At 39.3% G+C, this 11623-nt stretch carries 11 protein-coding genes; 6 read left to right on the plus strand and 5 right to left on the minus strand.

Annotated elements, in window-relative coordinates; genetic code table 11:
* The first annotated feature begins 60 nt into the window (after window positions 1-60).
* Both GSQ84_RS10595 and GSQ84_RS10600 read left to right on the plus strand, forming a co-directional pair.
* A complete protein-coding gene (locus GSQ84_RS10595; RefSeq protein ID WP_158797180.1) occupies window positions 61-759 on the plus strand; it encodes a bifunctional 2-polyprenyl-6-hydroxyphenol methylase/3-demethylubiquinol 3-O-methyltransferase UbiG in 699 nt (232 codons plus the stop codon).
* Window positions 756-1706, plus strand: a complete 951-nt coding sequence (locus GSQ84_RS10600; protein ID WP_158797181.1) for a hypothetical protein — start codon at window positions 756-758, stop codon at window positions 1704-1706. The genes GSQ84_RS10595 and GSQ84_RS10600 overlap by 4 nt, the downstream gene beginning before the upstream one ends.
* A 6-nt stretch (window positions 1707-1712) precedes the next feature.
* Here the strand turns inward: GSQ84_RS10600 and GSQ84_RS10605 are convergent, their stop codons facing one another.
* From GSQ84_RS10605 to GSQ84_RS10620, 4 genes are read right to left on the minus strand one after another with little or no spacing between them, the layout of a single operon-like run.
* The gene (locus GSQ84_RS10605) at window positions 1713-2660 is read right to left on the minus strand and encodes a GNAT family N-acetyltransferase (RefSeq protein WP_158797182.1); all 948 of its coding nucleotides are present in this window, start codon (window positions 2658-2660) and stop codon (window positions 1713-1715) included.
* Window positions 2644-3660 carry a polysaccharide deacetylase family protein gene (locus GSQ84_RS10610; protein ID WP_158797183.1) on the minus strand — a complete coding sequence of 339 codons (1017 nt, stop codon included), beginning with the start codon at window positions 3658-3660 and terminating at the stop codon, window positions 2644-2646. The genes GSQ84_RS10605 and GSQ84_RS10610 overlap by 17 nt, the downstream gene beginning before the upstream one ends.
* A gap of 2 nt (window positions 3661-3662) precedes the next feature.
* The gene (locus GSQ84_RS10615) at window positions 3663-4808 is read right to left on the minus strand and encodes an amidohydrolase family protein (RefSeq protein WP_158797184.1); all 1146 of its coding nucleotides are present in this window, start codon (window positions 4806-4808) and stop codon (window positions 3663-3665) included.
* 2 nt (window positions 4809-4810) lie between these two features.
* Entirely contained in the window at window positions 4811-5551 is a 741-nt protein-coding gene (locus GSQ84_RS10620) for a class I SAM-dependent methyltransferase (RefSeq protein WP_158797185.1), read from the minus strand.
* Window positions 5552-5707: 156 nt separating this feature from the next.
* On the opposite strand from GSQ84_RS10620, the gene GSQ84_RS10625 reads away from it, so the two are divergent.
* Genes GSQ84_RS10625 through GSQ84_RS10640 form a run of 4 tightly spaced genes read left to right on the plus strand, consistent with a single transcriptional unit; the run spans window position 5708 to window position 10584 of the window.
* Window positions 5708-7210: a radical SAM protein gene (locus tag GSQ84_RS10625; RefSeq protein ID WP_158797186.1), complete on the plus strand. Its 1503-nt coding sequence runs from the start codon at window positions 5708-5710 to the stop codon at window positions 7208-7210.
* A gap of 24 nt (window positions 7211-7234) precedes the next feature.
* Window positions 7235-8284, plus strand: a complete 1050-nt coding sequence (locus GSQ84_RS10630; protein ID WP_158797187.1) for a radical SAM protein — start codon at window positions 7235-7237, stop codon at window positions 8282-8284.
* Window positions 8285-8314: 30 nt separating this feature from the next.
* On the plus strand, window positions 8315-9775 hold the full coding sequence (locus tag GSQ84_RS10635) for a B12-binding domain-containing radical SAM protein (protein ID WP_158797188.1): 1461 nt from the start codon (window positions 8315-8317) through the stop codon (window positions 9773-9775).
* Window positions 9772-10584 (plus strand): bifunctional 2-polyprenyl-6-hydroxyphenol methylase/3-demethylubiquinol 3-O-methyltransferase UbiG, encoded by an 813-nt coding sequence (locus GSQ84_RS10640; protein ID WP_158797189.1) that lies wholly within the window; start codon window positions 9772-9774, stop codon window positions 10582-10584. The genes GSQ84_RS10635 and GSQ84_RS10640 overlap by 4 nt, the downstream gene beginning before the upstream one ends.
* A gap of 1 nt (window position 10585) precedes the next feature.
* Here the strand turns inward: GSQ84_RS10640 and GSQ84_RS10645 are convergent, their stop codons facing one another.
* On the minus strand, window positions 10586-11506 hold the full coding sequence (locus tag GSQ84_RS10645) for a nucleotidyltransferase domain-containing protein (protein ID WP_158797190.1): 921 nt from the start codon (window positions 11504-11506) through the stop codon (window positions 10586-10588).
* Window positions 11507-11623: the final 117 nt, after the last annotated feature.

The raw sequence follows: 11623 nt of genomic DNA on the forward strand, positions 1-11623 counted from the left end.
AAACGGGTTTTATTTCGTATTTTTAAGGTATAAAAACAGTTCATCATGTTTATTTAAATAATGGAAGAAATACAGGAAACCAGTCTTAAAAATATTGATTTTTATAATGAAATATCCATTAAGTATGATCAGATTTTAGATGAAGAAACTTCAAATGAAACGGTTAGAAAAAGGGTTAAAGAAAAATTCATTGACCTGGTTAAGCCAGGTTATGTTCTTGATTTTGGAGGAGGAACCGGACGCGATTTATATTGGCTGATCGATCATCAATATCAGGTTGTATTTTGTGAACCATCCGAAGGAATGAGAAAAAAAGCAATCGATCAATATGTCCAACATCCATTAAAAAGTAACATCACCTTTTTAGATAATCCTCAGATTGATTTTAGCAACTGGCATATCATACCGCCTTTTACTAGAAAAGTTGATGCTATACTTTCTGATTTCGCAGTGATCAATTGCATTGCAGATATTGAATTGTTATTCAAAAACCTGGCACAATTAATCAAACCCGGCGGACATGTACTGGCCCTGATGTTAAATAACAGGTATAAAAAAACATGGCGCTGGAAATTAAAGGAATTATCGAGATCTCTTTCAGGTAAAACTGAAATCATACATATCCAGCATAACCACTATCAGCAAATTGTACATCTTTACTCCAAAAAGAAAGTGATCAAAGCTGCCGCCCCCTGGTTTGAATGTCACAGTCAGGAAAATTTATTTGAGTTCACCCTTTTTCATTTTACCAGGAAATGAGCCGTATACTCAGGGAGTTTTTATTCGGAGATGCAGATATCAGGGAGTATGCAACGATAACCATTGATAAAGAGATCAATGAAAAAGTGTTTCTCCAAATTGATGAAACACGGCTTGATATTTCTGAAAGTCAGTGGCTGCTTTGTCTTAATCCCATCGTTTTTGGGATTTGGATAAACCCGGAGCAAAGTGTTATACATGCCGGCCCAAACCAGACATACAAAATGTATTTTACGGATTCTTCAGCGAATGGAGACAGTCATCAAATAAAAGAGCCGCTGGCCGAGGTGACTCTGGAATATATGGATCTGCTGGATGAAAAAGATGGATCATTACTCCTCTTAAAACTCAAAAAAAGTAGTATTTACCATATCAACGCGATCAAAACACAGTTACTTTTTTATAAGTATTACAAAAAGCCCCGATTTTCCTTTGCAAACTTAAAGGCTTTAGTTGCCGCCTACAGTTATCCAAGAAGAGTAAGGCTAGTCTCCTTTAAAGAAGATGAGTATTATAATATTTTCCCTATGGATCTATTAGGTGATATTAGTCAGTCCAATAAATATGTATTTGGGTTAAGACACACAAACACAGCGCTTTCAAAAATTATAACCACAAAAAAAATAGTGGTGGCCGAGATCCCCTTTAATCATAAAGAGACGATCTATCAACTGGGGTCACACCATAGCGCTGGCCCTCCACCGGTAGGCTTATTGCCTTTTAAGGTATTTCCTACAGAAAAACTGGGTTTTTATCTCCCGGAGTGGGCAGATAGTTATAAAGAAATCAGGATAGATAAAACAATTAATTTGGGAAGTCATATGCTGCTTTTTGGCGAAGTGATCAACAAATGTGTTGTAAAAAAATCTTCAGGCCACCTATACCATATTCATTATCTACTATACCTCCATCAGAAAAGGAAGCAAAGAGCTCCTATCCTGGTGTAAATTCCTTTAAAAAATATCGATATCGGCAAAGGTAAATTTGATTTGATCAACCGGTAAGCTGCCCCCGAGAATTTTGACGATAACAGGAAATGAGGGAATTGACGGATAACGCGCAGCAAATAATGTATGCAGTTTGGTTCCTGAGCTGGTATGAAATTGTATTTGTTTTAAACCCAGCCTGCCTGCCAGTTTAATCAGCGCGGGCATTGCCTGAGCAAAGTTATCTGCCCTGACATTAGCATCACCAATCAGCAGTCCGTTATTGATTTTTATCCAAAAGACAGCACCGCAAATAACAATCAACTGTGTATTTGTATATTTTTTATAATCCAGGTAACGAGTATTCCTTAATAATCCATCGTATCCATCCGATAATACCGAACTGATATCAGCCTGCTGGTGCGTTGCATATTTTTTGAGCACCCTCTGCTGATATCCCGAATACCAGGCTTTTAAAACAGGAAATTTAACCGAAATTCTTTCTAAAGGAATAGTCTTTACTGGAATAATAAAACAATCCATAGTTTCATTGATCTGCCAGTTTAACTGCTGAACAAAACCAGGCAATGAATTTTGGTTGGGGAAACCAAAGATAATGTGGATACCTGTCTCACGGCACAATTCGAAGGTCTGCTCTGCCAGCTTTACAAACAATCCCTTTTTTCGGTAATCAGGGTGTGTCATGGTGTCGGCCGACTGTGCTGACAGCGTAACCCGCTTATTACAGCTCATTAAACAGGGAATAACACCATAAAAGGCTATAGGCTGCCGGTCGTTATAAGCAATAAAACCTATATAGCTCACCCCGGTATAGGCAGTATCATATTTTCTCTGAAAAAAATCCAGTGGTAATATTCTTCGGTAAACTGCAGCATGTAAAGTAATTAGGTCACCGATGTTTTCTGCGCTTAACCTTTCCTCATGATAAGTAACAGCGTCAACTATATTTTTCATACTTACGTGTGATGGTAGCATGAAGCTGATTAATTGGCGATATAAAAGGGTTCACCGTAAAACGTTCCCGCATTGCCGGATCTACGAGGTCGCCGGCAAAATTAAAATCCATTGCCAAAAGCTGGGTATAACCTGCCTTTTTAGCTTCTTCTACTACTTCCCTTGTATAAGTACCATATGGAAAAGCAAAACTATTTACGGGTTTCCCGGTAACAGATTCCAGAAATCGTTTTGATTTTACCATTTCCTTGATGGCGTCTTCAATGCTTATCCTTGCCAGATCATTGTGATAACAGCTATGTGCGCCAATGCTTGCAAATGGAGAATCGGATAATTCCCTGATTTGTTCAACAGTCATTTGCAACCAGTAATCTTCATTTATACCGGTTTCCCGAAAAGGTACCAGGGGATAAAGCTGTTTCATCATTTCTTCCTTTTCTTCAAACCCCGCCGAACGCAGCTTTTCACCCAGAAGGATTTTATTACCTGCAGATATATATCTTTGAAAACGATCTTTATGGTAATATTCATCATTATAGTGCAGGATTTCAGGCCCGTATTTACTGGCGATACCTAAAAAATCATTCCATAATATATCATAACCTGCGTCGCGGATAGCAGTAACGAAAAATGTAGCCGGCAGTTGATATTTTTCAAGTAATGGCAGTACGTACTTATAATTATTGGCAAAGCCATCGTCAAAAGTAAGGCAGATATTAAATTTGTCCTGACTGAAACGCTGGTTATAAAAGTCATCCAGCGAAATGACATTACAATACTTTTTATACAGCTTAAGCTGCGACTCGAAAGTTTTTAACCTTAGAAAAATGGGATTAAAGCGTGTATGATCGGTTATAGTGATCCCATGATAGATCATAATCCTGCTTCCCCTTGCTTTTCGATAAAAAGATTCTTTGAATTTCAAGGCATAACCTAGCTCTCTTCCCAGATAGCGGGCTTCACGAGATAACTTTGATCTTATTTTATCAGAAATTCTCATAGTTAATTAACATCAACAGGAAAACCAGCATCAGGATAATATTGTTTTATATTCTTTATTAATTCCGGTATATCACCCTGCACATATTTGCTAACCCCTTCAATGTGGATCATACTGAATCCAGACAGATCAAGATGCATCAACTGCTTATACAATAACGCATCAAAGAGCCTGATATTTCCCTGATGAAGCACAAGTAGTATATCCTTTGGTTCAACTGCAAAAAAAGATTCCATACCATTTTGGTTATTTTTTATTCGGGCAACTACCAGATCAGCATCCTTTCCAGGTGTAATTTCTCCATTTTGTGTTCCCCAGATAGCCGCAGGATTTCGATTGAGCGTTTCAAACAGTTCAGTATCGGTCAATATATTTGTTTTCCGGGCTAAACGGATATGCTTCCAGATATCCCAGTTACCTGTAAGGGTAGAATCTGTTCCAAACAGGATTTTTGCAACTGCTTTAAATTGATTAACCGGTGCTATTCTGTTCAATAGAAAGTGGTTCGATTCCGGGCACCATATTATGGCTTTGAACCTTTTGGCCTGTGCGGCAGACATCGCCACAGCATGTATGCCGATCAGTGTTTTGCGCAGCAGGTTCCAGCGGATCAGCCGGTCAATTTCGTCCTGCGCCGCCCTGTTAGTACCTTCTCCAACATGGATCACTACCGGATGCTTGATCCTTAAAGGATGATTGAGCTTTCGTTTCCATTTTTTCTCGAATTGCACCGAATGCAGGAAGTAATATTGTTCATGAATACCAATCAATCTTTCTTTGATCTTTACATTTTCACCATGGTTTACTACCATCGTAACGCCGCAGATTAAATTTTTAATAATCCCCCATTGCTCTCTTAAGGCGATAGGAACTTTTAATACCGCATTGATCTCGTCTTTATAGTTTTTATGAATATACCGGCCCCATTCTGTATAATTACTATAAAACTTATCTCCCAGCTGGGGAAATAGATTAAAATCCAGGTGATCATGGGAATTAATCAAACCAGGGAAAACCAGTGCGTCTGTAAAGCTAAGCTGCAGCTGATCTGGCAGGGCCTCTTCAGGAAAACCAGTTATCTTGCCATCATCAACTTTAATATTTACTGCCCGGTTATCGCCTGCTAAGACCAGGTTATATAAGATCATGCTTATCCACGTTTTAAATGTATACCATAGATGATCCTTGAATTTTTAAACTTTTCATATACAGGCAGTGCATTTTTTGAAACGTAATAATGCCTTACCCATTCGTCTACAATCTTTTCTTCCCTCTTCACGATGTGAAAATTGTTTTTAAGCAGTATACCTTCAATATCATGGATATAATGCACGTAATTTTGTACTTCTATCTGTTTTTTCCGGTGTTCGAATGTTCTTTTCCCGCCAAATGCCAGCGCATCAGGGTGAAAATCAGTGATAATAATTTCACCGTTCTTTTTTAATATCCTCGACCAGGACTGCAAAGCTTCTTCTATATTTTCGATATGCGCCACGGTGAGCGTTGAAAGAATTACATCATACGCAGCATCAGCGGTAGTACTAAATAAATTATCTGTTATTTTACTGATGTAGGCTTTAGGGAACTTTTCCTGTAAACGGTTAAGCATGCCTGCTGAAACATCAAATCCTGTCAGGGTGAGGGGATCTCTTTGAAAGATCTTCGCCCAGTGCCTGCCGGTACCGCAACCAATATCCGCAACCCGCTTATTTTTCAGATTAATCCCGCGCAGCAGTCTGGAAAAGATCTCTTCATCCATATCAAGCATGAGGTTTCCCGGCTGTGCATCATAATTCTGTGACCAAAGGTCATAAGCTTCTTCCGATCCTTTTAAAGTGGGAGCGGCAAAAAAAGCACTTTTACTGATGATGTTTTTTAATGTTTTGAACATAACGGTAAGATTTAAAGCGTTGGCAGCATGTTCTAAATACGGCACCCGATCTGTAATGGTTGCCTGCCTGTTTATTTCTACTTAGAGGCAACCCCCTTATCCGGCAGCACGTAACAGTAATAAATTATAAAACCGGTATTAATCAAATCATATACAATGAGTAAGATTTTGTTATTTAATCCAAAGAGCGCTATCAATAAATACCGCATCCCTAACTCTATCTTAAATATTGCGGCTTCCATTGAAGGAAAATATGAATGGGTAATTGTGGATGGAAATTGTGAAGCAGACCCAATAGCTAAATTGGAATCCTACTTAAAAACGGGTGAATTTAAATACCTTGGATTTACCGTTATGCCTGGCCCTCAATTGAGACAGGCTATTCTCGCATCAAAAGCGGTCAAAGAAAAGTTTCCATTTACCAAAATGATATGGGGAGGTTATTTCCCTTCAAATCACTCCGATTCTGTATTGTATTCAGGATATGTTGATTTTATCATTAACGGGCCCGGAGATCATGCTTTCCCACGGCTTATTGATGCACTGGAAAATGATCAGCCGTTTGAGTTCATCAAAAACCTGATTTACAAAGCTCATGATGGAAAGATCTTTAAAACGGCCAAAGAAGATTTGATCGACCAGGATTCACTCCCTGCACTTCCTTATGACAAACTAAATGAATTTTACAATATTCCCAAATTCCTGGGAAAAACATACCTGGGGGAGAAAACCTTAGCCTATCATTCCAGTATCGGATGTCCTTTTACCTGTTCATTTTGTGCGGTTGTGCCTATTTACGAGGCAAGATGGAAAGCTAAATCGGCTCAAACAGTTTATAATGATGTAAAATATATCAAAGATAAATGGGGAGCTGATTCTATAGAATTTCATGATAATAATTTCTTTGTTTCAGAGAAACGGGCAGTAGATTTCTCCAATCTGATTAAGGATGAGAACATGACCTGGTGGGGAATGGCGCGCATAGATACCATGAGTAAATTTAAAGATTCCTCACTGGCAGCCATTCGTGCAGCGGGATGTAAAATTATATTTTTTGGTGCAGAAAGCGGAAATGATGCCATTTTAGAACAAATGGATAAGGGAGGAACACAAACCGGTAAGCAGATCCTTGAATTTGCAGAAAGATTGAAGAAATTTAATATTATCCCTGAATATTCCTTTGTATTGGGTACGCCTGCACCCACTCCCGAAAAGGTACAGGCACAAATTGATTTTGAAATAGATTTCATCAAGCAGGTTAAAGCAATTAATCCTAAAACAGAAATCATTATTTATACGTATAGCCCCGTGCCTACAGAAGGATCTGAGTTATATAAACAGGTTATAGAAAGCGGGTTTAGTTTCCCTCAAACACTGGAAGACTGGATAAGCCCTGCCTGGGAAAATTTCGATCTGCGTAAAAACCCGCTTACACCCTGGTTAACGCCCGAAATGATTGATAAGATCAGAAATTTTGAAACCGTGCTGAATGGTGTTTATCCCACAGTTACCGATATCCGCTTAAGCAATTTAAAAAAGGTATTGATCAGGTTTGCTTCTACCCTTCGTTACAAAACGAATTTATATCAGTACCCCTATGAAATAAAGCTGCTGCAAAAAGTATGGAAGTACAGGCAGCCTGAAACACAGGGATTTTAAAAGGTTTTCATTATCCATCGTATTATGCCGGTCAAATCACTATATCACACCTATCAACGCTACAGGACTTTACAAACCCATGTTATCTCTGCATTACCTGTAGTTATCTTAATGCCCCACAGCGCCTGTAATTGCCGCTGTGTGATGTGTGATATATGGAAAGATAACAAAAATCTGAAGCAGTTAAGTGAACAGGATGTGAGCGAATTAATGACCGCGTTAAAAAAATTCGGCACACAGCAGGTAGTGATGTCTGGTGGCGAAGCGTTACTGAACACTAACTTTTTCAGGCTTTGCCAGATCCTTAAAAAGGAAAATATAAAAATCAGTCTGCTCACTACGGGGCTTTCTATTAAAAATAACGCCGATCAACTGCTGGAGTGGGTAGACGATCTGATCGTTTCACTGGATGGTGATGAGTTATTACACGATGCGATCAGAAATATACCCAATGCATTTAAAAAGCTTAGGGAAGGTGTAAAACACATTAAATCCTTACAGCCCAGCTACAGGATCACCGCCAGGACTGTTATCCACCAGATTAATTTCAGGCAGTGGCAGGCTATTATTGATGCTGCCGCCGAAATGGGCATAGATGAGGTGAGTTTCCTGCCTGCAGATGTAAGCAGTCATGCATTTAACCGTCAGCAGTCATGGAGTGAACCCAAGCAAAATGAGATCCTGATTTCAGAACAGCAGCTACCGGAGCTTCAAGCCGTGGTGACGGCCTTACTGGAAGTTAACCAACATCAATTCAGTAATGGGTTTATGGCAGAATCACCAAAAAAAATACAGGATATCTACCAGTATTATGCTGCTTTTTATGGCTTAAATGAATTTCCCTTTAAAAAATGTAATGCCCCCTGGGTATCAACGGTAATTGAAGCAGACGGAAGTGTGCGCCCTTGTTTTTTTCATGAGGCCATCGGTAATATCCGGGATGCTTCCTTAGACCAGTTGTTAAACAGTCCCGAAGCAATCAGTTTTCGTAAAGGCCTCAATACCCATACCAACAGCACCTGCGCAAAGTGTGTATGTACTTTGAATTTATCGCCACTTGCAAAGCTTACCTAATGAATAAAAAACATCTTATAAAAATATAAAATGAAGAATATCCTGTTTACACACTCTTACTTTTCAAGGTTTGATCCTAAACAGTGGGCATTAGGGCAACCCTACCCACCATTGGGAACGCTTTATGCAGCTTCATTCTTACGGGAAAATGGTTACCAGGTATCTTTATTTGACACTATGTTTTCAGCAAATGCTGATGAAGTGATTCCTTCTATTCGTCAGGCTGAGCCTGATATTTTTGTAATTTATGATGATGGTTTCAATTACCTCACCAAAATGTGCCTTACCAATATGCGTGAAGCTGCCTTCAGCATGTGCAAGCTGGCAAAAGCAGCAGGATGTAAGGTAATTGTTGCCAGTTCTGATTCCACGGACCGATATGCAGCATACCTGAATGAAGGTGCAGATTTCGTTATCATCGGCGAAGCAGAACATACCCTGCTGGAACTGGCAAACTATCTTCAGGATGATCAGCAGGATTACTCGGTTGTAAAAGGGTTGGCTTATGTTGCGGACGGTAAGATTGTTAAAACCCCACCCAGATCTGTATTAAAAGATCTTGACAGTTTCCCTCTTCCTGCATGGGACCTGGTTAATATAGACCGCTACAGGGACACCTGGATGGAAAGTTCAGGTTATTTTTCCATCAATATGAATACCACCCGGGGCTGTCCTTTTAAATGCAACTGGTGCGCCAAACCTATTTATGGTAACCGCTACAATTCAAGAAGTCCGGAGAACGTAATAGAAGAAGTCAAACTGCTAAAGGATAATTATCAGATAGACCATATCTGGTTTAGTGATGATATCTTTGGTTTAAAACCGGGATGGATTGCCGATCTCTCTGCATTACTGCTGGCAAACAACCTGAGTATCCGCTTTAAAATACAATCAAGAGCCGATCTGCTTGCAGAAGAAGAAGTAGTGGAAGCCCTGGCTTTAGCCGGCTGTGACAACGTATGGATAGGCGCTGAAAGCGGCTCTCAAAAGATCCTTGATGCCATGGACAAAGGCACCACGATAGCACAAATTCATCTGGCTACTATGCTGATGAAAAAGCATCACATCCATCCCTGTTTCTTCATACAATTCGGTTATCCGGGAGAACATAAAGAAGATATTCAGCTCACCATCCGGATGATCAATGAACTACTGCCTTTTGAAATCGGTATTTCTATCTCTTATCCCCTGCCGGGAACGGTATTTTATGAGAGGGTTAAGGCCGATTTGAAATACAAAACCAACTGGACAGACTCGGATGAAATGGCCTTATTATTTAACAACACCTATCCTGCATCCTATTATAAACAGCTGCCAAAATATGTCCACAGAAATTACCATCAGCACCTGGCAAAGAACAGTTTGTTAAAATTGATCAAAAACCCTTTTAAAGCTAATTTCAAAAGCTTAAAAAAGGCAGCGTCGGTTTTATATTATACGCCGGCAACATTTATTGAAAAACTCAAACTTAACCGACTGGAAAAAGCATGATAGGAACAACTAAAGAACAGTATGCTGCAGAAGCCTTTAGTAAGCAGTCTCTGATTTTTGATGAAATTTATGCGGGCAATACGATTGTAAGTTATAAACGGGAACGGGTAAGGGCACATGTGCTGAAATATTTAAATGAATCCGGATCGATACTCGAACTCAACAGCGGAACGGGTGACGACGCCTTATTTTTTGCTAAAAAAGGACACCGGGTACATGCTACAGATATTTCACAGGGCATGCAGGGCCAATTAAGGAAAAAAGTTGAAGACAATAAAATGGAACACCTGATCAGCAATGAAATGTGCTCCTATACCCAGCTCCACCAGTTAAAAAATAAGGGTCCCTATGCCCATATATTTTCAAATTTTGCAGGTTTAAACTGCACTGGCGATCTCGATAAGGTATTGGCATCTTTCCCCTCTTTGTTAAAACAAAATGGGGTAGTTACCCTGGTTATTTTACCACAATTTTGTTTATGGGAGGTTTTATTGGTATTCAAAGGAAAGTTTAAAACCGCCTTTAGAAGATTCTTTAGCAAGAATGGCCGTAAAGCACATTTAGAAGGCACCTATTTTAATTGCTGGTATTATAATCCATCCTATGTAATCAACAAAATGAAAGTTTCATTTGATCTTTTGTCTGTAGAAGGCCTGTGTACGATTGTACCTCCTTCTTATATAGAAGGTTTTGCTGAGAAACATCCCGCCGTATACAAAACACTCAAAAAGACTGAAGAGAAATTAAGATACAGCTGGCCCTTTAATTCAATTGGGGATTATTATATCATCTCCTTCGTAAAAAAATAAGCTAATGCGCTAAACTGCTTTTGGGGTCCTGCAAAAGATCAGCTACTTTATGATCATATTGCTTCAACAGCTTATGCTGGAAATTTTTGGGATCAGGTTTTGCGTAATGTTTATTCGCATCCATTCCCATTACCGAGCCTTTAGCATTCAACTTTTTCAGTGCTGTTTTTTTACGCCATCTGCCAGCCGTAATTTTCATCAGGGCGTTATCAATAGCATTACCGGCAGCATTGTTAAAGGCTTTTTCAAAGAGTGTTTTTAACAGGGAGTTTTTAACAGCTTTTGCTTGTGAAAGATCGATAGTCTTATTTGGCAAATAATCTGCTGTCCATGTATTGGCAGCCCCGAACTGTTCAAATGCCGGAGCTCCATGCAGGGTTATCAGGGTAACGATTTCTATAGCCGTATAAGTAGTTTTCTCCAGGATCTCCAGCTGCTGCTCATCAATATAGTAATTCATGCAGAAGTAATCCTGCTTGTTAACCAGAAAGGTTAATTTTTTGAAGATGTGCATGAGTGTACGTGCAATCCAGAGCCTGTTCCTGGCAGTAATGATAAAAAGATCAATATCGGATTTTTCATCTGCATAATTTTTTGACAGTGATCCTGAAATTGCAATTCCGCGTACATAAGGAAACTGAATTAAAAAATCACTCACCTTTTTACCCACATCAATTAATTCTGCTGCTTTTTCATTTCCCTTTTGCCGGCGGGGCACCAGCGAGTAATCATTTTTCAACGAATACCACTGATCAAACTGGTAAACAGCTCCCTGGACAATCAGCATTACTAAAGTCTGATCAAAATTATACTGATCATATCCGTTCCTGAGAAAAGAATAGATCTCAACGCTACTCAGCGGATAGTCGAATATATCAAAATAAGCAAGGGTAGCTAATATGTCTTCTTTAATTTCCGGCATTGCTGTTTTTTTGGATGGTTTCTGATTCCCGTAATGAGCTTGAATAATGAGGCTGCGATAACTATATAATGATAACGGAGCGACTAACTGATTGGTTGCCACAGATCATTAAATTTT

This window comes from Pedobacter sp. L105 (genome assembly GCF_009765875.1).
Classification (GTDB): domain Bacteria; phylum Bacteroidota; class Bacteroidia; order Sphingobacteriales; family Sphingobacteriaceae; genus Pedobacter.

Coding starts and splice junctions, on each gene's coding strand:
- GSQ84_RS10595 (WP_158797180.1), top strand. CDS start 61: ATGGAAGAAATACAGGAAACCAGTCTTAAAAATATTGATTTTTATAAT.
- GSQ84_RS10600 (WP_158797181.1), top strand. CDS start 756: ATGAGCCGTATACTCAGGGAGTTTTTATTCGGAGATGCAGATATCAGG.
- GSQ84_RS10605 (WP_158797182.1), bottom strand. CDS start 2,660: ATGAAAAATATAGTTGACGCTGTTACTTATCATGAGGAAAGGTTAAGC.
- GSQ84_RS10610 (WP_158797183.1), bottom strand. CDS start 3,660: ATGAGAATTTCTGATAAAATAAGATCAAAGTTATCTCGTGAAGCCCGC.
- GSQ84_RS10615 (WP_158797184.1), bottom strand. CDS start 4,808: ATGATCTTATATAACCTGGTCTTAGCAGGCGATAACCGGGCAGTAAAT.
- GSQ84_RS10620 (WP_158797185.1), bottom strand. CDS start 5,551: ATGTTCAAAACATTAAAAAACATCATCAGTAAAAGTGCTTTTTTTGCC.
- GSQ84_RS10625 (WP_158797186.1), top strand. CDS start 5,708: ATGAGTAAGATTTTGTTATTTAATCCAAAGAGCGCTATCAATAAATAC.
- GSQ84_RS10630 (WP_158797187.1), top strand. CDS start 7,235: ATGCCGGTCAAATCACTATATCACACCTATCAACGCTACAGGACTTTA.
- GSQ84_RS10635 (WP_158797188.1), top strand. CDS start 8,315: ATGAAGAATATCCTGTTTACACACTCTTACTTTTCAAGGTTTGATCCT.
- GSQ84_RS10640 (WP_158797189.1), top strand. CDS start 9,772: ATGATAGGAACAACTAAAGAACAGTATGCTGCAGAAGCCTTTAGTAAG.
- GSQ84_RS10645 (WP_158797190.1), bottom strand. CDS start 11,506: ATGCCGGAAATTAAAGAAGACATATTAGCTACCCTTGCTTATTTTGAT.